This window comes from Paenibacillus sp. J31P316, assembly GCF_056269105.1.
In genome coordinates, this window is the sequence record NZ_JBWDNI010000002.1 from 365,311 (window position 1) to 390,863 (window position 25,553).

The 25,553-nt window shown below is 54.5% G+C and carries 21 protein-coding genes and 1 riboswitch; of the genes, 10 read left to right on the top strand and 11 right to left on the bottom strand.

The features are described from left to right. Nucleotides 1-101 precede the first annotated feature (101 nt). The 3 genes from ppsA to msrA form a co-directional block, all read right to left on the bottom strand. Entirely contained in the window at nt 102-2,699 is a 2,598-nt protein-coding gene (gene ppsA / locus AC0YNU_RS07035; protein WP_475754645.1) for a phosphoenolpyruvate synthase, read from the bottom strand. A 339-nt stretch (nt 2,700-3,038) separates the two neighbouring features. Beyond that, entirely contained in the window at nt 3,039-4,667 is a 1,629-nt protein-coding gene (locus AC0YNU_RS07040; RefSeq protein ID WP_475754647.1) for an amidase family protein, read from the bottom strand. A gap of 231 nt (nt 4,668-4,898) precedes the next feature. After that, nucleotides 4,899-5,417, bottom strand: coding sequence for a peptide-methionine (S)-S-oxide reductase MsrA (gene msrA, locus AC0YNU_RS07045; protein WP_475754649.1), 519 nt, complete (start codon nt 5,415-5,417; stop codon nt 4,899-4,901). A gap of 181 nt (nt 5,418-5,598) precedes the next feature. Between msrA and AC0YNU_RS07050 the strand changes: the two genes are divergently transcribed. The 6 genes from AC0YNU_RS07050 to AC0YNU_RS07075 all read left to right on the top strand — a co-directional run bounded on the left by AC0YNU_RS07050 (nt 5,599) and on the right by AC0YNU_RS07075 (nt 12,358). Then, the gene (locus AC0YNU_RS07050; RefSeq protein WP_475754651.1) at nt 5,599-6,312 is read left to right on the top strand and encodes a cytochrome c biogenesis CcdA family protein; all 714 of its coding nucleotides are present in this window, start codon (nt 5,599-5,601) and stop codon (nt 6,310-6,312) included. Nucleotides 6,313-6,338: 26 nt separating this feature from the next. After that, nucleotides 6,339-6,899: a TlpA family protein disulfide reductase gene (locus tag AC0YNU_RS07055; RefSeq protein ID WP_475754653.1), complete on the top strand. Its 561-nt coding sequence runs from the start codon at nt 6,339-6,341 to the stop codon at nt 6,897-6,899. Between the two features lie 46 nt (nt 6,900-6,945). Beyond that, nucleotides 6,946-8,082, top strand: a complete 1,137-nt coding sequence (gene msrB / locus AC0YNU_RS07060) for a peptide-methionine (R)-S-oxide reductase MsrB (RefSeq protein WP_475754655.1) — start codon at nt 6,946-6,948, stop codon at nt 8,080-8,082. A 22-nt stretch (nt 8,083-8,104) separates the two neighbouring features. Beyond that, complete coding sequence (locus AC0YNU_RS07065; RefSeq protein WP_475754657.1) at nt 8,105-8,875, top strand: response regulator transcription factor; 771 nt, start codon at nt 8,105-8,107, stop codon at nt 8,873-8,875. A gap of 5 nt (nt 8,876-8,880) precedes the next feature. Beyond that, nucleotides 8,881-10,617, top strand: a complete 1,737-nt coding sequence (locus AC0YNU_RS07070) for a sensor histidine kinase (RefSeq protein ID WP_475756207.1) — start codon at nt 8,881-8,883, stop codon at nt 10,615-10,617. Nucleotides 10,618-11,094: 477 nt separating this feature from the next. Further along, nucleotides 11,095-11,198: riboswitch (purine riboswitch) on the top strand. A 110-nt stretch (nt 11,199-11,308) separates the two neighbouring features. Continuing rightward, nucleotides 11,309-12,358, top strand: coding sequence for a Rieske 2Fe-2S domain-containing protein (locus AC0YNU_RS07075; RefSeq protein WP_475754660.1), 1,050 nt, complete (start codon nt 11,309-11,311; stop codon nt 12,356-12,358). On the opposite strand, the gene AC0YNU_RS07080 is transcribed toward AC0YNU_RS07075, so the two are convergent. Then, on the bottom strand, nt 12,355-12,954 hold the full coding sequence (locus AC0YNU_RS07080; RefSeq protein ID WP_475756209.1) for a TetR/AcrR family transcriptional regulator: 600 nt from the start codon (nt 12,952-12,954) through the stop codon (nt 12,355-12,357). The genes AC0YNU_RS07075 and AC0YNU_RS07080 overlap by 4 nt on opposite strands. Before the next feature lie 156 nt (nt 12,955-13,110). Here AC0YNU_RS07080 and AC0YNU_RS07085 point away from each other — a divergent pair, with 156 nt between their 5' ends. Continuing rightward, the gene (locus tag AC0YNU_RS07085) at nt 13,111-14,307 is read left to right on the top strand and encodes an MFS transporter (protein ID WP_475754662.1); all 1,197 of its coding nucleotides are present in this window, start codon (nt 13,111-13,113) and stop codon (nt 14,305-14,307) included. A 76-nt stretch (nt 14,308-14,383) separates the two neighbouring features. Here the strand turns inward: AC0YNU_RS07085 and AC0YNU_RS07090 are convergent, their stop codons facing one another. Beyond that, nucleotides 14,384-15,229 carry a DNA-primase RepB domain-containing protein gene (locus AC0YNU_RS07090; RefSeq protein ID WP_475754664.1) on the bottom strand — a complete coding sequence of 282 codons (846 nt, stop codon included), beginning with the start codon at nt 15,227-15,229 and terminating at the stop codon, nt 14,384-14,386. 166 nt (nt 15,230-15,395) lie between these two features. Between AC0YNU_RS07090 and AC0YNU_RS07095 the strand changes: the two genes are divergently transcribed. Genes AC0YNU_RS07095 through AC0YNU_RS07105 form a run of 3 tightly spaced genes read left to right on the top strand, consistent with a single transcriptional unit; the run spans nt 15,396 to nt 19,156 of the window. Next, a complete protein-coding gene (locus tag AC0YNU_RS07095; protein ID WP_475754666.1) occupies nt 15,396-16,892 on the top strand; it encodes a spore germination protein in 1,497 nt (498 codons plus the stop codon). 1 nt (nt 16,893) lies between these two features. Beyond that, nucleotides 16,894-18,045 (top strand): Ger(x)C family spore germination protein, encoded by a 1,152-nt coding sequence (locus AC0YNU_RS07100; RefSeq protein WP_475754668.1) that lies wholly within the window; start codon nt 16,894-16,896, stop codon nt 18,043-18,045. A 10-nt stretch (nt 18,046-18,055) separates the two neighbouring features. After that, nucleotides 18,056-19,156 (top strand): GerAB/ArcD/ProY family transporter, encoded by a 1,101-nt coding sequence (locus AC0YNU_RS07105; protein WP_475754670.1) that lies wholly within the window; start codon nt 18,056-18,058, stop codon nt 19,154-19,156. A gap of 191 nt (nt 19,157-19,347) precedes the next feature. On the opposite strand, the gene AC0YNU_RS07110 is transcribed toward AC0YNU_RS07105, so the two are convergent. The 6 genes from AC0YNU_RS07110 to AC0YNU_RS07135 form a co-directional block, all read right to left on the bottom strand. Continuing rightward, nucleotides 19,348-20,535 (bottom strand): polysaccharide deacetylase family protein, encoded by a 1,188-nt coding sequence (locus AC0YNU_RS07110; protein WP_475754673.1) that lies wholly within the window; start codon nt 20,533-20,535, stop codon nt 19,348-19,350. Between the two features lie 289 nt (nt 20,536-20,824). Then, complete coding sequence (locus tag AC0YNU_RS07115; RefSeq protein WP_475754675.1) at nt 20,825-21,898, bottom strand: LLM class flavin-dependent oxidoreductase; 1,074 nt, start codon at nt 21,896-21,898, stop codon at nt 20,825-20,827. 28 nt (nt 21,899-21,926) lie between these two features. After that, nucleotides 21,927-22,559, bottom strand: coding sequence for a thioredoxin family protein (locus AC0YNU_RS07120; RefSeq protein WP_475754677.1), 633 nt, complete (start codon nt 22,557-22,559; stop codon nt 21,927-21,929). A gap of 197 nt (nt 22,560-22,756) precedes the next feature. After that, nucleotides 22,757-23,467, bottom strand: a complete 711-nt coding sequence (locus tag AC0YNU_RS07125) for an SDR family NAD(P)-dependent oxidoreductase (RefSeq protein WP_475754679.1) — start codon at nt 23,465-23,467, stop codon at nt 22,757-22,759. Between the two features lie 215 nt (nt 23,468-23,682). After that, entirely contained in the window at nt 23,683-24,456 is a 774-nt protein-coding gene (locus AC0YNU_RS07130) for a glycerophosphodiester phosphodiesterase (protein WP_475754681.1), read from the bottom strand. Between the two features lie 73 nt (nt 24,457-24,529). Continuing rightward, complete coding sequence (locus tag AC0YNU_RS07135) at nt 24,530-25,552, bottom strand: CehA/McbA family metallohydrolase (RefSeq protein ID WP_475754683.1); 1,023 nt, start codon at nt 25,550-25,552, stop codon at nt 24,530-24,532. Nucleotide 25,553 lies beyond the last annotated feature (1 nt).

Below are 25,553 nucleotides of genomic sequence, written 5' to 3' on the forward strand. Positions count from 1 at the left end.
TACTTCAACGCTAACCACTCATTTCCATTCAATTGGCGGTTCGAATCCCTTTTATTGTCACATGTGGACTTGAATGCTGTCAATGGTTTCCTGCTCATTGTTCACAGAAGTTCAACGTACCCTTCCGTTCCATGCACGCGAATTCGCTGCCCGTCTCGGATCAGCTTGGTTGCATTCTCCACGCCGACGACTGCCGGTAACCCATATTCACGCGCGATTACGGATCCATGGGTCATCAGCCCGCCGACTTCGGTGACGAGGCCTTTGATCGCTACGAACAACGGCGTCCAGCTAGGATCGGTAAAGGAAGTGACCAGGATATCTCCTTCTTCGAGATTGGCCTCTTCCATGTCCAAGATGACGCGTGCGCGACCTTCTATGACGCCGGAAGATACAGCCAGACCTGCGATCGCATCGGCTGGCAGATGTTCTCGATTGTACTTCCCTGCAATGATTTCGCCATCGGACGTAATCACGCGCGGCGGCGTTAGTTTTTCATATCCGTTGTAATCCTCTCTTCGCTTGCCGATGATTCGGTAATCCAGCGTATGCGTGCGCACGACATCATGAAGCTCTTCGAAAGCGAGATAATAGATATCTTCGACTTCATGAATAACGCCTGCTTGCACGAGTCGTTCTGCTTCTTTCAACATAGCCTGCTTATACACGAAGTAGCGGCTCACCATGCCGTATTTGGGATATTCCCGATACCCGATATAATTCCGGACGAGATCGATCCTTCGTTTGGTCTCTTCGGCTTTTTGTTCGCCATCCGGCAAGGACTTCAAGCGATCCAGTAATTCCTGTTCCTTGGCTATAGCTTCCCGCAGCCCTTGCTCGAATTTCCGTTTGCCGGCATTCGGCTCGAAGTTTTTGATATTACTTAGAATCAGCGGGACAAGAGTAATGGGTTTCTCGCTCCAACGCGTTCTTGTCAGGTCGATTTCTCCCGCGCATCGCATGCCGTATTTGCTGAGATAATCATTCAGGGCGTCCAACGTTTCCTGACCGCCATCCAGTTGAACGAGTTCATCCAAGAAGCGCTCCTCTTTCGCATGCTGCAAATAAGCAATGACTTCCGGATAAGGCCGAATCGCGTCCGCGACATCCATCAGCGCAAGTCCCATTTCCGACGTAATATTGTTCGGGACGGATTGGGAAAGCGTGTCCGCCGCGCTTTTCTCACCCAGCCATTCGTTCATGCTGTCATTGATCCAGGAGGAAGCGTTCATGGCAGCCATAAAGACGCTCGTGCTCTGCGGGTCGAATAGGATCTTCTTCAATTCTTCCAGATCTTCCACTATATAATCAAATAACTCCGATCCCGATTTGCTTTGGATGGTTTGTTTTAACTCTGCGATCGAGGTCTGGTTTCGCTTAATCAGATCCGCAACGATTGCCGGATCGCTGTCCGTCGGCACCGGCAGATCCGATAGGCTTCTTCTCGGACCCGGCGCATTCCCTTCATTCGGCGCCAATGGAATAAAATCTCGCTCGACGATCGTCGTAAGCGCGTCTTTGATCAGCGGATCGGACGATCCCAACGTGTGGATCAGCGTTTCTCTGCCGGCGGGCGAAGCCAGCATGGGCGTAGCATCGACAAACAACCTCCCGCCGGCTGTACGCATGGGTGCACGGGTCGTTAACAGGTAAAACGACAATCCCAACGGTTTTATGGGATCGGTCATCATTTGTTGATGTCCGACGGATAAATAGACGCGATTGGCCTCATCGCTCGCTTCCGGGATGGGGTATAACGTCGTGATTGGCCGACTCTGGACAATAAAGAAGCTATCCTGGTCCAAACACCATTCGATGTCTTGGGGGCTGCCGAAATGAGCTTCGATCTGTCTCCCGATGCTTGCTAGCCGTAAAATTTGTTGATCCGAAAGGGTTTGCGTCATTTGCTGATCGGGATCGATCGGCTTGACCTCCGTACCGCCTTCTTGTCGTCCATAAATCGCTACTTTCTTGGCCGCGATCCGCTTGTCGACGATTTCTCCTTCCCTCACTTGATAGCCATCGGCAGAGACCAAGCCCGAGACGAGCGCTTCTCCAAGTCCAAAGCTGGCATCGATGGATAGAAGCTTTCGGTTCGAGGTTATGGGATCCGCGGTAAACAAGATCCCCGAAGCCTGCGGGAAAACCATCCTTTGAACGATCACGGATAGGTAAACGTGACGATGGTCAAATCCGTTTTGCATCCGATAGATGACCGCGCGATCCGTAAATAGAGAAGCCCAGCACTTGCTGATATGCTTCAAGACGGCTTCTATGCCGATGACATTCAAATAGGTATCTTGTTGACCGGCAAATGAGGCATGCGGCAGATCTTCAGCAGTCGCGCTGGAACGCACGGCATAAGCATGTTCCTTGCCAATCTCGGAATGATAGCGGGCAACTGCATGCACAACATCGGCAGGAATGGTTGCTTCCGACATGACTTGCCGGATCTTTCCGCAGATTTCACCGATCTGATCGCGATCTTCTACTTTCAGGTTGGTCAGTCGATCCAACAAAGCCTGATACGCATCGTTTTGCGCAATGGCTTGTCGGAATCCCACGGTCGTCACGCAAAATCCATCTGGTACTTCTATGTCTGGAAGGGTTGATAATGCACCTAATTGCAGCCCTTTTCCGCCGACGAGCAAGAGCTGCGTTTGTTCGATTTCCCGAAAGCCAAGAACCAATGGATCCATTCAACATCTCTCCTGACCTTGAAATTAAAAACAGTTGACTAAAGCTTATCGGCATGTTACGATAAATATATAAGATGAAATAATTATGCCGATTTAACGATACCCAGTCGTGTTTCGATTGTATCATCGTGTCCGTTTATATGCAAGATAAAGAACCTGAGTCGTGTACTCAGGTTCTTTTTTTGATTTCACGCTTTCCAGATGCATTCCTATGAGCGACCGCCAACAAGTATCCTTCCTCCGATGCGTCCCCTATCGGCCGAGGCTCGTTACGCTCAATAGAAAAGACTGCCGACATCTGTCGGCAGTCCTCGAGGATTTCCAATATGAACATCGTTATTATTGAGCTGCCCGCAACGAAGCCGGCAGATTCGGCGTGAAGAGCGGCGCGGTTCTGGCCTTCGTCGATTGCTCGAACGAGTAAGCCAGGCTCAGAAGCTTCTGCTCGCTGTAAGCTAGACCGTAGAACGAGATGCCAACCGGCAAGCCGTCTTTGGTCGCGCCGGCAGGAACCGTCACTTCCGGGTAACCGGTAGACGACGCGACGTAGCTGGCAGCGTACGTGTCGTAAGCTTCGCACTTGTATGTCGGATCCTCGCGGTCGAAACGCGGGGATGCCGGGCAGGACATCGTCGGGAACACGATCGCGTCCAGCCGGTTTGCTTTCATGATGTTCTGAATTTCGGCGCGCGTCGCCGGAATGATCTTCTGCACGATTTGCTTGTATGCGGCCGAGTTCTTGTTTGCCGCCGCGGCCAGCGCTTCCTTCAGTCCTTCAAGGCGCGCCGGGTTGACCGGCGTAGCCGAGCCGAGCACCTCCGGCGATTCGCTGATGTCGATGATGTCCTGCAGCGTCTTCGGCTGGTCTTGCGGCAGACGGCCCAGATACTTCTCCAGTTGGACCTTGAATTCCGCGTCTCCGACCGGCCCAAGCACCGGCGTCCATAAGTAGCTCGTCGACTTCGAGAAGGTGACGGGCACGAACTGCGTTCCCATCCCTTTCATGCCGGCGATCGCCTTGTTGACGACGCCGTCCACCTCGGCATTGTCGCCGAAGAAGCCGGTTGCGATGCCGATCCGCGCCGTCTTGAGCGAGGCGGCGTTCAACCCGGCGCTGTAGTCAACCGCGTGTTTATCCGCAGCTCTCGTTGCGTAGTCGTTCTTGTCCGTTCCAGCCATGGCGCCGAGCGCGATCGCCGCATCCGTCACGCTTCTGGCAAGCGGACCCGTCGTATCGAATGAGAGCGCGGCGGGGATGACGCCGCTGCGGCTGGTCAAGCCGAGCGTAGGACGGATGCCGACGAGTCCGGTTACGTTGGCAGGTCCTCGGATGGAGCCGGACGTATCCGTGCCCAGGCCGAATACCGCAAAGTCGGACGCGACGGCCGCGGCGGAACCGCTGCTCGAGCCGGAGGCATCGCGGTTCAGGTTGTACGGATTGAGCGTCAATCCGCCGAGCGAGCTATAACCCAAACGGCCGTAGGATGCCGCGAATTCGGACATGTTCGTCTTCGCGATCACGATCGCGCCCGCGTCGATCAGCTTCTGGACGGCGAAGGCGTTCTTGGCCGGGTAGGACGATTTCAACGTCACGGATCCCGCCGTTGTTGGCATGCCGACCACGTCGTAATTGTCCTTCACGACGATCGGAATGCCGTGAAGCTTGCCCCGCGGCCCCTTCGCCTTGCGTTCCGCATCCAGTCGCTTGGCAAGGTCGACGGCTTTATCGTTCACCGTGATGATGGCGTTCACGTGCGGGCCGGTATTATCGTACGCCGCGATGCGGGCCAAATAATAGTCGACTAATTGCTCGGACGTCGTTTGGCCCGAATCCAGCGCCGCGGAGATTTGATCAATGCTTTTCTCGAACGGGTCGAAGCCCGTTTCCTTCGCGTCGGCGTTCTTCAAAGGAACGATGGCTATTGCCAATACCAGTGCTAAAACAACTTTGAATACGTTTCTCATCATGATACCGCTCCTCCTGGTGTCGACAAAATTATATGTTAGATTACTTAACATAATTTAAGGTAGGATAAGAGGGTTGTCAATAATCATTCTAGATTACGTCTAAAAAATAAGGTTTTCCGAAAAATGAATGCGCTATTATGTAAGATTTCATGACATTTATGATATTTGGGGTTGCAACAACGCAAAAAAGCCGCGGTCTACGCGGCCTTTCAATCTCGATATCCATTTGCGTCAGCTCGTCCAGTTGTCTCGAATAAATTGATCGCGTCCGGACTTCTCGCGGTCTTCCTTATAATCGTCAGGATTCTTCTTATGGTAATCCTGATGATAATCTTCGGCTGCATAGAAGGTCGCCGCCGGTAAAATCTTCGTTACGATCGGTTTGTCGAACCGGCCGCTCGATTCCAATGCTTGTTTCGATTGAAGGGCCAGCTCTAATTGCTGCTCGTTGTGGTAGAAGATCGCGGTCGTATATTGCGTGCCTCGATCATGGAATTGCCCAAACTCGTCTGTCGGATCAATTTGCGGCCAATACAGCTCCAATAACCTTTCATACGGGAAAATCGCCGGGTCAAACGTAATTTGGACGGCTTCGATATGCCCCGTCTCTCCCGTTTTCACTTCTTCGTACGTAGGATCTGCCTTCGCGCCTCCGGTGTAGCCGGATACGATCCCCATAATGCCGGGCAGCTCTTCAAACGGCGTTACCATGCACCAGAAACACCCGCCGGCAAACGTTGCTTTTTCCATGTTACATTTCCTCCCTTGATGTCATTCTCCGAGTTCTTGACCGATCGCCTTATGCAAGCCCGATGATTCCATCATGATAGCACAAATTCATCGCATCATCATTTCACAGAAACTGATCATCAGAGTATATGCCCTTTCGGACGAAAAACTCGTACACTGATAACTACAAGGAGGCGGTTCGATGTTGACTTCGCAAGTGTTCGTCGGGAGCGTGTTTCTCGCCGGGATCCTTTCCTTCTTCTCGCCGTGCATCTTGCCCATGCTGCCCGTGTATCTGGCCCATCTCGGCGGTACGGCTCCGGGGAGCGATTCGCGTTCGGTCCAATGGGGCAAGCTGCGGCTTCATCCCTCCTTGGTCGGGAATACGTTATTCTTCACGCTCGGCATATCCTTCGTGTTCGTGCTCCTCGGATTCGGAGCAGGCGGGCTCGGAAGCGTGATCAACGCCTCTTGGTTCATCGATGCCTGCGGGATTGTCGTCATTGCGTTCGGGTTGTTCCAGACGGGAATCGTCAAACTGCTCTTCATGCAGCGCGAGAAGAAGATCACTGTCGCCTGGAAAGGAAAAACGGGCTTCGCCGCGGCTTTCCTGCTCGGTTTTACGTTCAGCTTCGGCTGGACGCCGTGCATCGGCCCTATTCTCGCCGCCGTGCTCAGCCTATCGGCCAGCGAAGGGTCCGCCCTGCAAGGCGGAGGCTATATGTTCGTGTACGCGCTAGGGTTAGCGATTCCGTTTCTCGTCCTTTCGCTCTTCTCGGATGTATTGATCGGACGGCTGCGAGCGTTCAACAAGCATTTGCCGACGCTCAAGGTCGTATCCGGCCTGCTGCTTATCGTGATGGGCGTGCTGCTGATGACGAACAAGCTCAATATGATTACGGCGTGGTTTAGTTAAAGACTCCACATCTAAGGAGGTTCATCATGAATCGTACCAAACGGTCGCTGTCCGTCATCGCCCTGCTCTCCCTGCTGCTGCTGCTCGCGGCTTGCGGCAATGCCAGCTCTAACTCCGCCGCCTCGAATGCAGCGAATGCTACCACGGTCAACAAAGGCCCGGCGGCGCCTAATTTCGATCTGTTGGACTTGGACGGTAACGAAGTCACGCTGGCGAGTCTCGCCGGTCAGAAGGTCTATGTGAAGTATTGGGCTTCCTGGTGTCCGATTTGCTTGGCGGGGATGGACGAGTTGAATACGTTGGCAGGTCAAAAAAACGATTTTAAAGTCATTACGATCGTCAGTCCGAATTACAACGGGGAACAATCCGCGGCTGATTTTACGGAGTGGTTCAGAGGGCTGCAGGCTGAGAATACGGGCAAAAACATCTACGTGCTGTTGGACGAAGATGGAAAATGGGCCAAGAAATTCGGCATTAGAGGCTACCCCACTTCCCTCTACATCGGCTCGGACGGCGTTCTCGTCAAAACGGCCCCGGGGCAAAATGCCAATGATGCCATCATCGATGCTTTCAAACAGATTTCGTAGAATCGTAGAGCCGCGGTAACGAAGATCATGATCGGGAGGGATTGACTTGAAAAGACTTGTAACCGCAGCATCCTTGCTGTTGCTGCTATTTACGGCGGCGTGCGGCAGCCGGATGCCCGGCAATGACAGCTCCGACACGGCGGCAACGGCGGCGGCCGGCGTCACGACCGCATCCGCAGGACCTACGACGACGCGTTCGCCGAATCCGAACGATAAGGTGGATTATTCGCAGAGCCATTTGCAAACGATTTATTTGGCCGGCGGCTGCTTCTGGGGAATCGAGGCTTATGTGTCGCGTATTTACGGCGTCCAGGACGTGACCGTCGGCTATGCCAACGGTACCGGGGCCAACCCGACGTATGACGATGTCGTTCAAGGAGACCGCGGATTCGCCGAAACAGCCGAGGTGAAGTACGATCCCGACCGTCTTCCGCTCACGGATCTGCTGACCGATTTCTTCAAAGTCATTAATCCGACCAGCGTGAATAAACAAGGGAACGATGTGGGGATCAACTACAGAACGGGGATTTATTACAGCCAAGACACCGATCTGTCCGTCATTAACGCCGTCGTCGCGAAGGAACAGCAGAAATACACGAAGAAGATCGTAACCGAAGTGCTGCCGTTAACGAATTACTACTTGGCGGAAGATTACCATCAGGATTATTTGGAGAAAAACCCGGACGGGTACTGCCATGTCGATCTTACGATCCTGGACGAACCGGTTAAAGTCGATCCCGCCTTATATTCCCGGCCGAGCGACGAGCAATTGAAACAGAAGTTGACGGATATTCAGTACAAGGTCGCCGTCCTGAACGACACGGAGACGGCTTACTCCAACGAATATTGGAATACCTTCGACGCAGGCATTTATGTCGATGTGACGACGGGAGAGCCGTTATTCTCCAGCAGCGACAAATACGATGCGGGCTGCGGATGGCCCAGCTTCACGAAGCCCATCGATCCGGACGTCGTGACTTACGACGAAGATACGAGTTACAATATGGTACGTACGGAAGTGAGGAGCCGCGTAGGCAACATCCATCTGGGCCATGTGTTCGACGACGGTCCTAAGGAATTCACGGGGAAACGTTATTGCATCAATAGCGCCTCCATCCGGTTCGTTCCGCTTGACGATATGCAAAAGGAAGGCTACGGCTATCTCCGCTCTGTCGTCGAATAACAGATTCGAGGAGTTGGGGTCGATGTATACGCTGCTGATCGTCGAAGACGAGGAGTTAGTGAGGAAAGGCATTAAGCGGCTGCTGCCGTTCGAGGAATTCAACATTACCGAGATTATCGAAGCGGACAATGGCGAGGAAGGGCTTAAGCTCTTCCTTGACCGCCGTCCCGACATCGTGCTGCTGGATATTAACATTCCGAAGCTGAACGGTTTGGAATTCGCGCGCAAAGCGAAGGAATCGAAGCCCGCCGTGAAGATCGCCGTCATTACCGGCTATGATTATTACGAGTATGCGGTCACGGCGTTGAAGATCGGCATCGACGATTACGTACTTAAACCCGTTTCCAAAACCGACGTGTACGAGGTGCTGCGGAAATTGGTGGAGAAGCTCCAAAGCGAACAGCAGCTGTCGGAGCTGAGGCATCTTGTCAGCGAGTACAAGACAACGTTTCAAATGCCGGAGGATTCGAGCAACAAGGCGGCGATCGCCCAAATCATCGAGGATAACGTCGCCAACCCGGATTTCTCGCTCGCCATGCTGGCGAATCAGGTCGGATTTAGCTCGGGCTATATGAGCGTGCTGTTCAAGCGGCTGTTCAACGTGTCCTTTCAGGACTATATCATGGGCACGCGCCTGGAACGTTCCAAGCTTCAGCTGCTCACTTCCGATATGAAAATATACGAGATTTCCACGTCCGTAGGCTTCGACAACCCGAATTATTTCAGCGCCGCCTTCAAGAAAAAGTTCGGGCTCTCTCCCCTCCAATACAGGGAAAGGATCAAACACCCGTGAAGCTGATGCCCCGTTCCCTTCAATTCCGAATCTCGTGGATCTATATGCTGATCAGCGTGTTCACGATCGGCATCATCGGCGCCATTCTCTATGTAGGCATTTCCCGGGCGGTCATGAACGAATCGGTTCAATCCGCCGATATGGCGGTTTCCAAGAGCGGCACTTTAGTCGAAATGTATATCGACCGGTTGAAGGTGCTGAGCACCATGCTTGCCCATAATCCGCAAACGATTCGAACCCTCTCCTCTCCTTCCCAGGAAGGCGAGCAGGAAGAGCTTGAATTCATTCAGCTCGCGCTTAAGTCGGATCCGAACATTAAATCCGTCGTCGTGATCGGCAAGGACGGCTATGTGCTGTCCAACGAGAAGAAACTGAACATGCGGCGTTCATCCAATATGATGAACGAACCGTGGTACGTGGCCGCGATCAACAGCACCAATCCGGTGCTTACTTCCGCGCGCATGCAGAAGTTTTCGATGGATAAGAACAACTGGGTCATCTCGATGAGCCAGGAAATCAAGGACGCGAACGATCATAATCTCGGCGTCGTGCTGCTCGATATCGAGTACAAGGGCATCGAGGATTATTTGAACGATTTGGAGCTCGGCAGCAAAGGATTCGCTTTTATCATCAACAGCGAAGGCGGCATCGTGTACCACCAAGATCCCTCTTATTTTACGGACGCAGCCAAGCAGGAACAATTAAGGACGATCAGCATGTCGAAGCAGGGCTTCGATTCATCGACGAATCTCTTGACCTACCGAACGAAGCTGCGGAATTCCGATTGGACGCTCGTCGGCGTCAGTTCCCTTGACGGACTCCGGCAAGTGCGCAATCAGCTGCTGCTCTCGTTCGTCCTGGTCGGACTTGGCCTGCTGCTGCTGATCATGCTGGTATCCCCTTTCCTGGCCAAAAGCATGACCCGGCCGATTCATCGGCTCGAGCAAGCGATGCAGAAGGTGAAGTCGGGGACGCTGGAAGTGAGCGTATCCGAAACCGGCCCGACGGAGGTCCAAGGGCTGGCGCAGCACTTCAATTCGATGGTCACGGAGATGCGGCGGCTGATGCAGGACATCGAGACGAAGGAAAAAACGCTGCACGGTTACGAGTTGAGCGTGCTGCACAGCCAGATCAATCCGCATTTTCTGTACAACACGCTCGATACGATCGTCTGGATGGCGGAATTCAACGAGAGCGAACGCGTCATTTCGACGACGAAGGCGTTAGCCAAGTTTTTTCAGCTTTCCTTGAGCGGAGGCAGCGAGCTGACGACGGTGGAGAACGAAATGAACCATGTCGCCCAATACCTCATCATTCAGAAGGAGCGTTACGGGGAAAAGCTGCAGGTTCGTCTGCATTTCGATCCGGTACTGGCCGCCAAAGTCATTCCCAAGATCATCTTGCAGCCGCTCGCGGAGAATGCGATCTATCACGGCATCCGGGAAAAAGACGGTCCGGGACTGTTGGAAATTACGGCCCTGCCAACCGACGACGGGAATGTGCGATTCACCGTGAAGGATGACGGCGTAGGCTTCGATCCCGATGCGCGCGCGAAAGCAGAAAAAGAAGCCGATGACGCTGCAGAGCGCGCAGAGGAACCACGGCCCTCCCTGCCCAAACTAGGCGGCGTCGGCATCAACAACGTGGACGAGCGATTGAAGCTCTATTACGGCCAACCCTACGGGATCACGCTGCAGTCCCGTCCGGGCGAGGGAACGACCGTCACCATCATCATTCCGTAAACGGAGCGTTTTTCGAACAACCTAAGCGGCGGCGCAAGCTGCGGAGCTTGCATCGTGAATTCAATCGGAACCTTAACGGTTGTCAGCGATGCTATTCCACGAATAAGGCTGCTTATGAAACTCTAACGGTTGTGACTGACGTTATTGGGCGTAGATGAGCTGATTGGAACGGAAAAGTCTCGCATTAAGCCCCATGACATCCGTTAGCGATATAAAGTGGGCATTACGAGCCGATTAGCCATTCCCGTAACCGTTAGCTGTTTTTCAATGTTTTAGACAAACAAACCATGTCATTATTAATGACATGGTTTTTCATTGCGACCCTTGAACCGCCAGATTCAATTTATCTCGTCGTTTCAAGGGTTTTCGCCCAGCACGAATAGGCTACCGTGACAGCTAGCCGACAGATTGTAATTAATCATTGACAGGAAAACCAATCCGAAGTTAATATTGAGTTATATACATGTCACTTAAGTTGACATAATAGCATGTTTCTCTTGTATAAGCTCATTAATTTGGGATGAGCGTCTCGACCAGGCAACCGTAAATTGCCCCAGGCTACAAGAGGCCAGCCGATGAACTTCTCTTTCGTTCGCCCACAGCGGAGACGAAATCGAGTTTGGTTCATGCTGCGCCTCTTGAACCTGGGGTTTTATGCGTTACCCCATCCAACTCAAAGGAGCATACCCCAATGACAAAAACGAACAACCTTAACGAAACGACTCCAATGCCGCTTCCCCGAGATTGCACGTTCACCCCGAATGACTGGCATGTCCTGTCGCAGTATTGGTATCCGGTCGCCATTGCGAGCGAAGTCGCGGATAAACCGGTCGCCGTCAAGCTGCTCGACGTGAAGCTCGTCTGTTACCGCAGCAAAGGAAAAGTCGTGATCGCGCGCGATCTTTGCTTCCACCGCGGCGCTCCCTTGAGCAAGGGATGGATCGAGAACGATGAAATCGTCTGCCCGTACCATGGATTTCGCTATAACTGCGAAGGGGCTTGCACGTCGGTTCCCGCCCATCCGGATGCCAAAATCTCGCCTAAGCTGAAACTCATCCTGTATCCTGCCGTTGAACGTTACGGTTTGATCTGGACTTCGCTGGCATCGACCGATGCGCAGATCCCTGAATTCTCCGGCTGGGACGATCCGGACTATCTCAACATCCTGCCACCGAGCTTCGACATCGCCGGTTCGGCCGGGCGTCAGCTGGAAGGCTTTCTGGATGTCTCCCATTTTGCCTACGTGCATACCCAAACGTTCGGCGATCGCAACAACACCGAGGTGCCGCAATACAAAGTCGAACGCAGGGGAAATCAGCTCTATGCGGACTATTGGAGCACCGTTAGCAATTACGGCATCGGTCAGGAAAATCCGGCTCCGGAAGGATTCATGTGGCTGCGGGCATTCCGCGTGTTCGCCCCGTTCGCGGCTTCGCTAACCGTGCATTTCCCGGCGGACGGAAAGCTGATGATTCTGAACTGCGCGTCTCCGGTCTCCGCTCGTTATACGAGGCTCTTCTGTCCCATATCTCGTAATTTCGACAAATCCGCCCCGATTGAAGATTCCATTCGGTTCAACCTGCAAGTGTTCCAGGAAGACAGGGAAATGGTCGAAGCCCAGACGCCGGAGGATCTTCCGCTCGATCTCATGGCCGAAGCCCACATCCCGGCGGACCGTACCTCCATTGCTTACAGACAGCTGCTCGTAGAACTGGGATTGGGGCGAAATTATACCTCTTAGGATAACGAAGGCTTGCTTGCCGCCGCTTTCAATCCATTGAAAGCGGCGGCAATGATTTCCTTCACGCCTTCATCGTCCAAGGAGCCGCCCGTGACCAGCATGCGATAAAACAAAGGGCCGTACAACAGATCGACGCCCAAAGACAAGTCAAGGCCTTCGTTCAGTTCACCGCTATGTATGCCTCGATTCATCAACTCCATGGCTTCCGATCTGCGCGGCTGGATATAATGCGTCTGGATCGCTTCTTTTAACGTTGGATCCAATTGCCCCTGCCCGATCAGCTCCCGGATGATTTTGCCATCCGGACTGACCATGAACCGGGCTAAGTTTGTCGCGTGAATCAGCACGTCCTCGTATACCGTGCCGGTGTCGGGAACGGGAAGCCTGTCCGCTGCGGCAGAGAAAAAACCGTCCATGACCACGGCTGCCTTGTTAGGCCACCATTTATAAATGGTGGCCTTGCTTACGCCGGCGCGTTCGGCGATCTTCTCCACCGTTACGTTATCGAACCCGCTTTCGAGCAGCAGCTCGTAAGAAGCATCGAGGATGGATTTTTGCGTGAGCGGACTGCGCGGACGACCTTTCTTAGGCAACAGCCTTCACCCCTTTCGACGACTGCGTTTTGAATAAGTATATCGGCTAAATTGGATAATAAAAAGAGGTTCCCTATTTACAAAACGATACGTTCATTATATGATGAGTCCAGAACATTACTGTACGCACCGTTTAGTAAATAAGAGAGGATGTTGGACATGAATAAATCGATCCTGGCGAAACCAAAGAGCATTTCAAGCGGCATGGTGCTGTTATTGGCTGCCGCATGCGGCCTTATAGTCGCCAATTTATATTATTCCCAAACGCTGATCGGTCCGATTAGCGATAACATCGGACTGCCGCCCGGCGCCGCCGGCCTTATCGTAACGTTAACCCAAATCGGCTATGTCATCGGGCTGCTATTTATCGTACCGCTCAGCGACATGCTGGAGAACCGCCGGCTTATCGTGACTTCGCTCGCCGTCGTGGTGCTTGCCTTGCTCGGAGCCGCTTTCTCCACGGGTTCGGCAATGTTCCTTACCGCATCCCTCTTAATAGGATCGGGCTCCGTCGTCGCGCAGATCCTTGTTCCGTTAGCGGCTTTCTTATCCACCGAGGAACAACGTGGTCGCGTCGTCGGCAATGTCATGAGCGGCCTACTGCTTGGCATCATGCTGGCACGGCCGGTAGCGAGCTTGCTCGCCGGGATCTGGTCATGGCAAACGATATTCGTCGTTTCCTCGGTGCTCATGGCCTTGTTGGCCATCGTTCTGGCACGCGCTCTTCCCGAACGACGCCCGAATCGAAGCATGACTTATGGCGGCCTGGTGGCTTCCCTGCTCGTCTTATTCAAACAAACGCCTATCTTGAGACGCCGCGCGTTTTATCAAGCCTGCTTATTCGGCTCCTTCAGCCTGTTCTGGACGACGGTTCCGCTGCGGTTGGCGGATGAATACGGAATGTCCCAGCAGCATATCGCGTTGTTTGCGTTCGTCGGCGTGGCAGGAGCGATTGCGGCTCCCGTCGCGGGCCGATTGGCGGATCGTAACTGGAGCAAATCGCTGACGATGGGCGCCATTCTGATCGCGACCTTGTCGTTTCTCATGATCGCGCTCATTCACGATAACTCGACCTTCTCGTTAGTCCTGCTGTTCGTTGCGGCGGTTACGCTGGATATGGCGGTTTCCGGCAATCTTGTCGTCGGACAGCGAGCGATTTACTCCTTGGGCAGCGAAACCAGGGGGCGGCTGAACGGCCTGTTCATGGCCATATTTTTTCTCGGCGGAGCTGCCGGATCGTTCCTTGGCGGGCTAACGTATGCCCATGGAGGCTGGGGGCTGTCGGCATGGATCGGCGTTCTCTTCCCCGTCCTTGCGCTGTTCTATTTTCTAACGGAACTCAAATCCAAAGCTTAAGAATGGAATGGAAAAGTAGAAAGCCGCGATTACTCGCGGCTTTTTTGGATTGCCGAATCGTCCATGCAACGGTTCCTCATAAGGTTAACGCTAATCTCTGGATGAGCTCGGCCTGCGTAAAAGGCTGCTTCCTTCCCCAGCGTTTCACGTGGACGAGGTAAGGGCTTGCCGGATTCTTCTGGTGGTAGAAGCCGGGAACGCGCATGACGCGGGAGAGGTCCGTGATCTTGGGATCGGAATTGAATTTGCGGACGAGCGCCTGCTGAATGGATACGAACCGGGTGATGGAGCCTTTGCGGATGGCCCAGTAGATGTGGTAGCCGTTCTTGGTTTCGACGACCATCGAACCGCGAATGAGCTTCGCGTGCTTGGCTAGAAACTTCCGCTTCAGCTGCCGCACTCTTCGCTTGCCTCGCTGGGCGAGCAGCCGATAACGTCCTTGCTTCGTGCGCGTCACGGTAACGGATTCGATCTGTTCCAGGGGATCCGCTTGCAGCTCCTGCATGCGGCGCTCCGCTTCTTCGCTCGTATTCAGCATTTCGGATATTTTGTTCAGGTCGACATCGATGAAATGCGCGCGAACCGCCTGGAAATCGCCGCGTGCCTGCTCCCGATAATTGACGGTCATGAACACGGCGTAGCCTTGTTTGTTTTTGCTCAGCACCGGAACGGGCTGCTTCGTACGGGTCAGCAGCGTAATCCGCGACAGCCGGCGCTCGAGCTGCTTCATCGGCTTATGCAGCGTCATCGCCCGCGCCTTGCTCTGCGAGGTGGGCTGAACCGTCTTGCGCGCCATCGTATCGTGGACAAGCGTGAAATGCAACGTTTGGCTTCTCTTGCAGCCGAGCTTTTTGATAAACTGCCGGAATTGACGGGAACGCAACCGCATGCTTCTGGCATGCAGGGTCAATCGCTGCTCCACGAAATCACATCCCTCTATTTGGGCTGACATCACACACCCTGTTTTTTCCCTAACCAATCTTATTCTGCCGAGATGCCGCGCGTATGGTCGCTCGTACCTGTTCGGCAGTCAGGCGCGAATAAAAGACCGCCAAGCGAAGGATAATAGGGGAAAAATAAGGGAGCGTGTGGTCTTGATCTCCTCGCGGAACCCCGTTTCCTATCCCCGGGAAACGATCAGCGCCGACATGGCCGAGAATGAAGCTCTGCTTCGTCAATTATTCGAACATTGCTTCGACGTCGTCTTTCAACGGGTTGACTTGTCCGACGATTGTACGATTCTCATGGTCTACGTCGACGGGATGATCGACAAGAACGTGTTCGCGTCGCCGCTCTTTCAATCTTGGCTCGTGGAGAAGGCCGGCGCCGGCAGCAAAGACACGGTCGACTATCCGCTCTTGAAAGAGCATTTCGCGGTCGTGCGGCCGATCCGTAACGAGAGCCGTTTGCAAGAAATCGTCGAATCGGTCTTGCGAGCCGAACTTGCCGTCTTCGTCGACGGCGAGGCGGAAGCCCTGCTGCTGGAGACGGCCGGTTCGGAGCACCGGGGCGTCGAGGAGCCGGCCAACGAGGTCGCCATTCGCGGCCCGAGAGAGAGCTTTACCGAGACGCTCCAAATCAACACGAGCCTCATCCGCCGAAGAATTCAAACGCCGAAGCTAAAGCTGGAACCTGTCGTTCTCGGCTCGTTTTCCAAAACGAAAATCGTCATTGCCTACGTGGAGGGGCAAGCGCGTCCGGACTTGATCGAGCTCGTCAAACGAAGATTGTCCGATATTCAGCTGGATATCGTGCTGGAATCCGGCTATATCGAAGAACTCATCGAAGATCGAACGTTCAGTCCTTTCCCTCAAGTGATGAATACCGAACGTCCGGATATCGCGGCGGCCAGCCTGATGGAAGGCAGAGTCGTCATCATGACCGACGGAACGCCTCAAGCCCTGATTATGCCGATCACGTTCTGGACGGCCTTCCAAGCCGTCGAGGATTATTACGAGCGGTTTATCTATGCCACGCTGGTGAGATGGACCCGGTTTATCTTGTTCACCATTTCCTTATACCTGCCCTCTCTGTACGTGGCGGTAACGACCTTTCATCCGCAGCTGCTTCCGACCAACTTCTTGCAAAATATCACGTCGGCGCGCGAAGGCGTTCCGTTCCCGGGCGTCATCGAAGCCTTGTTGATGGAATTCCTGTTCGAAGGCTTGCGCGAGGCCGGCGTTCGCCTGCCGAAAGCCGTCGGCTCCGCTGTCAGCATCGTCGGCGCCCTGGTTATCGGGGAAGCCGGGGTCAAGGCGGGAATCGTGTCCGCGCCAATGGTCATCATCGTCTCGCTGACCGGAATCGCGTCCTTCGCCATCCCCCGTTACAACATGAGCATCCCGTTCCGTATCCTTCGATTTCCGCTTCTGATGGTGTCGGGAGCGCTTGGCTTGTTCGGCATCGCCATGGGAACGCTCGTCATCTTGATCCATATGGCGAGATTGGAGTCGTTCGGCGTTCCTTATCTATCCCCCATCGCTCCGTTTCAACCGGACCAAATCAAGGACGTGCTCATACGCGCTCCCAGGCGGAAATTGAAACCGCTTCAGGCCTCGATAAACAGAAAGCCTAGAAGGAGGTAACATGCGGAACAAACGACTGGGCTTGCCGGCGGCCATCCTTCTTCTGCTTCTGTTGACCGGCTGTTGGGACCGGCGCGAATTGAACGACCGCTTATTCGAGCTCGGTTCCGGCGTCGATCGGCTCGAGGACGGAAGAATCATGCTGATCGGACAATTCATGGTCCCGTCGAAATCCGGTGAATCCGGCGGCGGAGAGAAAAAGTCCTACTTGATCGAGACGGGAGTCGGAAAGATGGTATCGGACTGCCTCCTGGACATGCAGCTCAAGCTGTCTCGAAGAATCACCCGCGGGCATCGCAATAATATTTACTTCGGAGAGGAAATGGCGAAGGCCGGCATCGCGGATCTTATGGACTCCGTGACCCGGGATCCCGACAGCCGGCTCAAATCGGATATTTGGGTCGTGAAGGGAAGCACCGCGCTCGAGTTCATGCAATTAACTTACCCGCTCGAGACGATGCCCACGCTCGCGATTTCCAAAATCAGGCATATCATCGGCAAGACCACCGGTAATTCGTTATTGGAGATCTTAGTCGAGCAAAACGTCGAAGGCAGCGGCCCTACCCTTCCTGCCGTGGAGATAAGCTACGATCCGAAGCTCCGAAAAAAAACGCTGCAAGTCTATGGGCGCGCGATTTTCAACCGGAAACAGCAATTGGCCGGTTATTTGAGCCGGCTTGAATCCGCCTATCGGTTATGGATCACGGGCGAAACGGATCGCATCCCGATCACGGTGGAGTTGCCGAACGGAAAAGGCGCGTTCAATACGGAAGTAACCCGGCTGCATGCCAAGATTCGCACGGCAGTCAAAGCCGGCCAGGTTAACATCGACGTCGACCTGAACGGCAGCGGCGTCATACTGGAGAGCCTGCCGGCCGTCGACCTTCGAAAACCCGAGGATCTGCGCGCATTCGAGGACGAGATGAACCGCCATATCGAGAAAGACCAATTGAACGTCATTCAGAAGGTGCAAAAGCAGTTTAAAGTCGACGTGTTCCATTTCGGACAAGCCGTTAATCGGGAGCATCCCAAGGCGTGGTCGCAGTTGAATGCCCATTGGGAGCAGGCGTTCTCGGAAGCTAAAGTTACCGTTCATTCGCGCGTGAAGATCAGACGAATCGGACTTCAAGGGCCGCCTCCCAATAAACTGTAAGGAGCTCGAGATGAAGCTGACGAACTATCAACTATTTTGGCTGCTGTTTACGATGGAGGTCGGCATGACGATCATGCTGGTGCTCAGCCCGACGTTCGAAGCAGCCCATCAAGGCGCACTTCTAGCCACGCTCTTGGGCGGCGCCGCGTCCGTGCTGGTTACCTTTATCGCGGCCAAGCTGAGCCTGCTCTATCCGGAGCACACGTTCGTCGAATATGTCCCGAAAATAATCGGCAAATGGTTGGGCAACGCGCTTGTCTTCGCATACCTGCTGCTGTGGATCGCCGTAGCCGGAATCGTCCTGCGCGAATACGCGGACTTCGTGCATATGGCCTTGTTCGACAAGACGCCGTTATGGGCCATCGTACTCATCATGTTGATCGTGATTATGTATGCCGTGCAAGGCGGCGTCCATATTATCGGACGCTGCAGCGAGATCATCGGCCCCATCGTCGTCTTCAACATCATTTTGTTCCGGATCTTCTCGCTGAAGGACCTGCACCTGGATCGTCTGCTTCCGCTCTTGCCCCCCGCCGGTATGATGCCGGTACTGTCAGGGAGCGCCCCTGCGGCTTCTTATATGAGCGAGTCGGTCATGGTCGTCATGCTGATCGCCTTTATCGGAAATAAAAGAAAGACGTTATCTTCCGGCATATGGGGGGTGGCGTTCGCCGCGGTCGTGCTGCTGAACGTCGTTATCGATACGATGATGATGCTGGGCAATACCGTTCCGGCCAAGCTGCAGTATCCCGTTTACTCCATCAGTCAGTACGTATCCGTCATGGAATTCGTTCAGAATCTCGATATCTTTCTGGTCGTCGGCATGAGCTTCACCGTATTCGTCAAACTAGGCCTTTATCTGTTCATGGCGAGCTATGGGACGGCTCAATTGTTCCATATCCGGAAGTGGCGCCGCGTGCTTTGGATCGTCGGCATGCTCGTATTCGCCGTCGCCATGTTCCCGCGCAACGTGGACGAATCCCAAGTGAACTTTCCCCTCTTCTGGAAGAATATCGTGTTTCCCATCTTCCTGTGCGGCATCCCGCTGCTGCTGTGGATGATCGGAAGCGCCAGAAGCCGGATGAAACGATCCGAACGCTCAAATGCTTAGCCATACGGCTTTTTGTCATCCGGAAAGAAGACGAAAGCATACGGAAGGAAACGCAGGAAGCCGAGGAGCCGGATGGAGATCGAAATGCAGCAGCAAAGAAAAAAGCCGCACGCAGCGGCTTTCTTTGTGATCCTTGGATTCATTTTTCCTCGGTGAACTTGAACTTTGCATCGCCACCTGCCGATGCAAAGCTAACTTTTCGCAGGGGGAGCAAGCACGGGCAGACTGGTGCCGGAACCTCCCGGACCTTGATAAGGCGGTCCGGGCGGCCGTTTCTCCCGCATGCGCCTGCGTACCGAATCCACCAACAACGCAGCGACGATCGCCATGGCCGCCAACGTCCACAATGCCTCTCGCTTTCGTTCAGGCGCGCGGTCGAAGTGGGCATGTCCCAGCCGCTGCCGCGCCTGCTTCATAAGCGCCAGTTGCAGGTCGGGATCGTTCTGCGCGCCGCCGGCATTGAGACGGAAGCCGTTGCTCTGGCCGGGACTGTCGAGGCCATCCTTGACCGTCAGCGTCACGTCGATGCCCAGCTGCACGCAAATATGGAGCAGCGGCTTGGAGAACGCGCCGTAAGGGAAAGCCAGCACATGGTTCGGAGCGCCGAGCTCCCGGCGCAGCACCGCATTCGCCTGCGTCAGATCCGCTGTCACCCGCTGCTCGTATTCTTTCTCCGTCTCCCGCCTGCCCTTGTCTTTCAAGTAAACTGGCCCGGTCAACGCGGCAATCATATGCCTGCCTTTCGCATCGGTAGGCTCATACTTATGGGAGTCGTACGAATGGCTGTAGAACGAAATCCCGTGCCGGTTCATTTCCTTTACCTGGTTCCAGTTCAACTTCGGAACCCCTGCGTGATGCGAGTTGCCCACCGTGGCGGCAATCAAGAAGCTGGTCGCGGGCGCTCCGTACTTGCGCAGGATCGGATAGGCATACTGGTAGAACGATTCATAGCCGTCGTCGAACGTCAACAGCACCGCGTTATCCGGAACCGGGTCTCCGTGCAGGATGAAGCTTCGGTATTGGTTCATCGTAATCCAGTGAAAATTGTTGCGCTTCATCAATTCGAGCTGGCGCTCGAACTTGGCGGCGGACAGCGAACCGGCATCGTGCGGCGCTTGTTCGACTTCGTGATACATCAGTACGAGCACGCGGCCCTTGTAGTACCTGCCATGAGGTTCGTCGGATCCGGGTTTTAACCCATTGAACAACGGCAGAGAAGCCTCCGGATCTCCGCCGCTTGCCGCGCTTCCGGTACTGTAGAACATCCGTCCGACAAACGGTATTCGGCTATGATAAGCCTGGATGGTCAGCACGCCGCATAGCGCGGTCAGTCCAAGCAGCAATGAAGACAGTAGTACGATTCTGGTTTTAAAGGACATCGGGCCAACTCCTGCTGTATAGTGTCATTCGATGGTGATTCAGCCCATCGCGAACGTCACATTATCGACGCAGGAACATCGTCGGATGTTGCCATTTTCACGATATCGACACGGGAATTTCGTCGGATGTTGCCATTTCGCCTTATTTTATCAGGTTGGAACTTCTTCTCCCCTAATGCAAAAAAGCCGCGATTTACGCGGCCCTGCAGGAGATCCTATTCTCTTCGCCCCACATCGGACGTCGGCGATGAATTCGGGAAACGTCTCTCCTCGCTTCTTCATATTCATGTTACGTGATCGCTTGCAAATCGGATCTAAACGGCGATTTGGCGTTCCAGACCGTGCTCGGAACTTCGCGGCGCAAGATCGGCGCGACTTCTTCCGCGAATCGCTCCAGCTGTTCGCGCTGCTCCGCTTCGGACAAGCCGTCGACGCTAATGCTGAGCACTTCGTTCCCGAATGCTTCTTGATAGTTCAGTATTTTCTCCGCGACGCTCTGTGGACTTCCGACTAACATGGAACCGCGGGCGATATGATCTTCGAGATCCTTGAACGGAGACTGATTATGCTGGGAAGCAGGCGTGGAGAAATAGGCATCGTAATAAGGACGGAACCGCTTGATCGCCTCTTCGGGCGAATCGGCCAAATACAAACTCCCCGCTCCCGCTCCGACGATCGCCTTGCGAGGATCATGTCCGTAGAAGGCAAGACGTTCCCGGTAATGATCGATGAGCGCTTTGTATTTCTCCTGCGGATGGAACGTATTCGACGAGAATATCGGTTCTCCGTATTGCGCCGCCAGCTCCGTGGAGAGCGTGCTCGAAGCGCTGCCGTGCCAGATCGGGATTTTGTGTTGATAAGGTCTTGGCAGCACGGTGACATCGGTGAGCGGCGGCCGGTATTTCCCCTCCCAGGACACATTCTCCTCATCCCAAAGCTTTCGCAACAACCCGTATCGCTCGGCCAGCGATTCCCATTGTTCATCCTCTCGGATGCCGAACAACGGATAATGCCGCGGATCGTTGCCTTTGCCGATGATGATTTCGAGCCTGCCCTCGGATAGATGGTCGAGCGTCGCATAATCCTCGGCGACCCGCACGGGATCCAATATGCTGAGTACGGTTACGGTCGTGAGCAGCCGGATCCGCTTCGTTCTGGCCGCGATAGCCGTGAGCACGACGGGCGGGGACGAGGATAGAAAAGGCGGACCATGCCGCTCCCCTACGCCGTAAGCATCGAAACCGAGAAGTTCCGCCAACTCGGCTTGTTTGAGCACGTTTTGCAGTTTCTGATGATCCGAGAACGTCTCGCCGGATACAGGGTTCGGATTATTCATGATCAAGCTAAATAAGGCGAATTTCATCTGTCGAATAACCTCCCCGTCGCTTCAATTAAATGGCCTTGCGGCTAACGATGGATTGAATTTCTTGCAGGATGGCTTCCTGTTCTTGACCGATAACTTCCGTTCTCCGCTGCTTGATATGGCGAAGCAGTGCTTTCTTCTCCGAATCGCCGAGCTCGCTTATCGGTTTGCCGCGGCCTTCGAGCTCCGGATGCTCGGCCCAGAACGCTTCGATCCATTGGCCGAGAAGAGCGGTGATCTCCGCGGGGCGTTCGATGAACACGCCGAGCTCTTGTCCGGATCGGTCGAAAAAAACGTACGTGGGAATATGGCTGCGCCCGTCGGCATGCTTATACAAGTCTGCGATATCCTGATTGTCCGGATCGCGGTTCAGGATATGCAGCTGCAGCTTATCCGTCCGATCCGCGAGCTTGCCGAAGAGCGGAAGATTCGCGACGACGTCTCCGCACCAATCGTGAGCGAGGACGAGAACGTCCACCGGTTCCTCCCGGTCATTCAGAAAGTCCAATTGCCGGTCCTCCAGCGCGTAAGCGTCGTAATTTGCCGCCAATGTCTGCTGGTTCACTTGCGCCTGCTCGACGAACGCGGCAAAAGAAACCGCTTCTTGAAACGCGCGCTCTTTTCTCTCTTGAGACAAAACGGGTGTTTGCGATACGGACATGGGACAACCTCCATTTTAATTTCCGATTAATTTGATGAGAATATATGTATATACGTTAACATGGCCTCGCCACAAGGGCTAATTGACATTTTCTATCGGGCAATAGGGAAATCCGAAACACGACAAGCAAAAGCCAACAGCCGAAGGGCTGCTGGCTTCTGTGAAGCGATATGTCGGGTTTGCAGAACGGACTTGGATTACCACGCCAGAACGCCTTGCGCATTCAGAAATTCACCGTTGTGACGTTTACCGTCCGTCGCATATCCTACGATAATAGCGGCGGCTTCCGCTTTGGATTTCCCGCCTGCGGAATTGCCGTTCAGATCAGTCGTGGTGAATCCCGGCGTTACCGCAAATACTTGCGCGTTGCTGCTCCTGAGTTCGTAGGCCATCGCCACGGTCATGGCATTGCTGGCCGTCTTGGAGGAATTATAGTCGAATGCGTTCAAGGTGCGTTCGGCGTTCTGCATGTGGTCAAGGGACGCCATATCGGTGGATACGTTGACAACAGTTCCTTCGCTATCCTTGATTAGCTTGAACAAACGCTGGTTTAAACGGTAGGTTCCGAAGAAATTCACTTCGAAAGCGTTGCGCAGGTCTTCTTCTTTCGTTTCCGTGAATGAGCGGGAAAAGGCTCCCGGCATGCCGGCGTTATTCACCAGAAGCTGCAACTTCGGATACTTCGCCGCGATAGCGAGCGCAGCCTGCTCGATGTTCTCCAAATCGGTCATATCGATCGGAACGAATTCAACGTCCAAGCCTTGCGCGGACAGTTCGGAAACTGCCGCTTGGCCCCGTTCCGCGTCGCGGGCGCCAAGGATGACCTTCCAGCCTTTTTCGCCCAATTGTTTGGCGATTTCGAATCCGATTCCTTTATTGGCTCCGGTTACAAATGCGGTCTTTTTCATCAGATTCCCTCACTCCACCGTTGATTTAACGTCAGAAGCATTCCCATAATCCGCTTAAAGCAATCACAAATCCCAGCGAGAGCAATTAGGCGCGCCGCTAAATCGATGATTACCCTCCCATCCTCGACAATAGGAAATAAGGTACCATCACCATAGATGGCACCCCTGTTTTGCCGACCTGCAGCCGAACGATTAGGGCAAGCCCTGATTGCCGACTAACGCCGCTGCTCCCGTGCCAGCCATTCCTGCTTGACCTGAACCAGCGCCTCGACGCTGCGCGTCGTGATCGAGCCAACGCCCCAATCCGCGTATTGCCGCATCAGAGCGGCATCTTCGACGGTCCACGCATAGACCGGAAGGCCCCGCTCGCCGGCATAGTCGACGAATTCCTTTTGCAGGATGCCATGATAGATATTAATGCCTTGGCAATTGGCCGCTTGCGCATCCTCGCAGGTTTGAACCATCGCATCCCGGTAAGACATCGTCTTGAACAGCTCGACGTCCGTGTTCAGCATCTTGCGCATCTCCGGCTGCAGCCGCTCGGCCAGCAGCGCTCTCTCCCGCTGGCAGCCGGAGAAGAAAGACCGCTCCGACAGGCCGTATTGCTTCATCAGCGCAGCAGTCGGCTCGATCGCTTCATCGACCTTCAAATCCAGATTCACGATTTTGCCCGATGCTTGTAGAAGCGGCAGAATATCCTCCAGCCGAAGGAGGCGAAACGTCTCCCGCAGTTCTCCTTGCTCCGCTTCCAACACGAGTTCGCTTAATTCCGCGTACGTCGTCGCTGCTATATTCACGGTCAACCGATCCGCGGTCGACCATTCATCGTCATGCGCCAATACGGGTACGCCGTCCCTCGTCACCCGAATATCCTCTTCCACCACGTCGGCGCCGAGCTCGAGTCCGATCCGAACCGAGCGAAGCGTATGCGCCATGATGTTCATGCTGCCGGCATGTGCCGTTACTAGCGGGAATCGACGTGTCGTCATCTCGTCACGCTCCTTAAAGTGATGTGGATGCAGCCTCCTAAGGCTTTGCCGTTAGCGGGCTTCGTACCTTCGATCAAAGCGTTTTCGGAAGCCTAAGCTGCTTATCAGAATCCATGTAAATCGCATTCGTGAAGGCGATCGTCGTGCGAACGCCGCGTACCGTCCCTTTAAGCTCCGCTCGAATCCACAGCAAGCCTTCCCCCGGAATGTCGAACCGATAATCCGCTTGCCCCGCATGAACGTTGGTTTCACCGATCACGCCAAGATTACTCGTCAGCGCTAGCGAATATCCCGCATCCGGGAACGCCCACTTGCCTTCTCTAATCTGAAAATCAATCGTCGCGGCAGCTTCATAGCCGCTGGTTTGGTCTTGAATCGGCACGGAATCGCCGATGCCGTAAACTGCCGTCTCCGACCGCAGCGCAAGCGTCACGAGCGGTCCCATCGTTACCGTGGCCCTGCCAGCGGCAAGCGCTCGCACCGCTCGCTCCGTCTCGCTGCCTTCCGAGTCGTCCAGCAGCAAATACGTGACGGAAACCGGGTCTTCCGTCTGCTCCTGCGCATGCCAGTCGCGTCCGGACGTCGCCGCGATCCGGTACCCGGCGTTCAGCTTCTCCGTCCACAGACGGAACGCTCGGGCATTGTCCGTCTTGATCGACGGGAAGGTGCCCGACCATACCTCGATATAATCGAGCGCGTTCCAATCCTCGATCTCGAAATCCCAGAAGCAGCCCGTGCACATCGGACTGCCGATGCGGAACGGATGCGCCATGCCGGCAATGCCGCCGTGCGCGTGAACCTTGGCGATGCCCGCTTGAATGTCGCGGGGTCCAGCAGGACGCCAATCGACGAAATCGGTCAGTCCGATCGTCACCATATGTCCGTAGAAGGTCGTCCACTCCATGCCCGATATGATCGTCATGCCGGTTGCTTGCTCGACGTCCGACTTGTTCTCCAAGCCCGTCATCGTATTATGGTCGGTCAATGCAACGCAGTCGAATCCGAGCGCTTTGGCCCCTTGGGCCAGCTCGAGCAAGGATTGCCTGCCGTCGCTGTGGTAGGTGTGACTATGCAGCTCGCAAGCCATCCAGCGCATG

Coding starts and splice junctions, on each gene's coding strand:
- ppsA (WP_475754645.1), bottom strand. CDS start 2,699: ATGGATCCATTGGTTCTTGGCTTTCGGGAAATCGAACAAACGCAGCTC.
- AC0YNU_RS07040 (WP_475754647.1), bottom strand. CDS start 4,667: ATGATGAGAAACGTATTCAAAGTTGTTTTAGCACTGGTATTGGCAATA.
- msrA (WP_475754649.1), bottom strand. CDS start 5,417: ATGGAAAAAGCAACGTTTGCCGGCGGGTGTTTCTGGTGCATGGTAACG.
- AC0YNU_RS07050 (WP_475754651.1), top strand. CDS start 5,599: ATGTTGACTTCGCAAGTGTTCGTCGGGAGCGTGTTTCTCGCCGGGATC.
- AC0YNU_RS07055 (WP_475754653.1), top strand. CDS start 6,339: ATGAATCGTACCAAACGGTCGCTGTCCGTCATCGCCCTGCTCTCCCTG.
- AC0YNU_RS07065 (WP_475754657.1), top strand. CDS start 8,105: ATGTATACGCTGCTGATCGTCGAAGACGAGGAGTTAGTGAGGAAAGGC.
- AC0YNU_RS07070 (WP_475756207.1), top strand. CDS start 8,881: ATGCCCCGTTCCCTTCAATTCCGAATCTCGTGGATCTATATGCTGATC.
- AC0YNU_RS07075 (WP_475754660.1), top strand. CDS start 11,309: ATGACAAAAACGAACAACCTTAACGAAACGACTCCAATGCCGCTTCCC.
- AC0YNU_RS07085 (WP_475754662.1), top strand. CDS start 13,111: ATGAATAAATCGATCCTGGCGAAACCAAAGAGCATTTCAAGCGGCATG.
- AC0YNU_RS07100 (WP_475754668.1), top strand. CDS start 16,894: ATGCGGAACAAACGACTGGGCTTGCCGGCGGCCATCCTTCTTCTGCTT.
- AC0YNU_RS07105 (WP_475754670.1), top strand. CDS start 18,056: ATGAAGCTGACGAACTATCAACTATTTTGGCTGCTGTTTACGATGGAG.
- AC0YNU_RS07110 (WP_475754673.1), bottom strand. CDS start 20,535: ATGTCCTTTAAAACCAGAATCGTACTACTGTCTTCATTGCTGCTTGGA.
- AC0YNU_RS07115 (WP_475754675.1), bottom strand. CDS start 21,898: ATGAAATTCGCCTTATTTAGCTTGATCATGAATAATCCGAACCCTGTA.
- AC0YNU_RS07120 (WP_475754677.1), bottom strand. CDS start 22,559: ATGTCCGTATCGCAAACACCCGTTTTGTCTCAAGAGAGAAAAGAGCGC.
- AC0YNU_RS07125 (WP_475754679.1), bottom strand. CDS start 23,467: ATGAAAAAGACCGCATTTGTAACCGGAGCCAATAAAGGAATCGGATTC.
- AC0YNU_RS07130 (WP_475754681.1), bottom strand. CDS start 24,456: ATGACGACACGTCGATTCCCGCTAGTAACGGCACATGCCGGCAGCATG.
- AC0YNU_RS07135 (WP_475754683.1), bottom strand. CDS start 25,552: ATGCGCTGGATGGCTTGCGAGCTGCATAGTCACACCTACCACAGCGAC.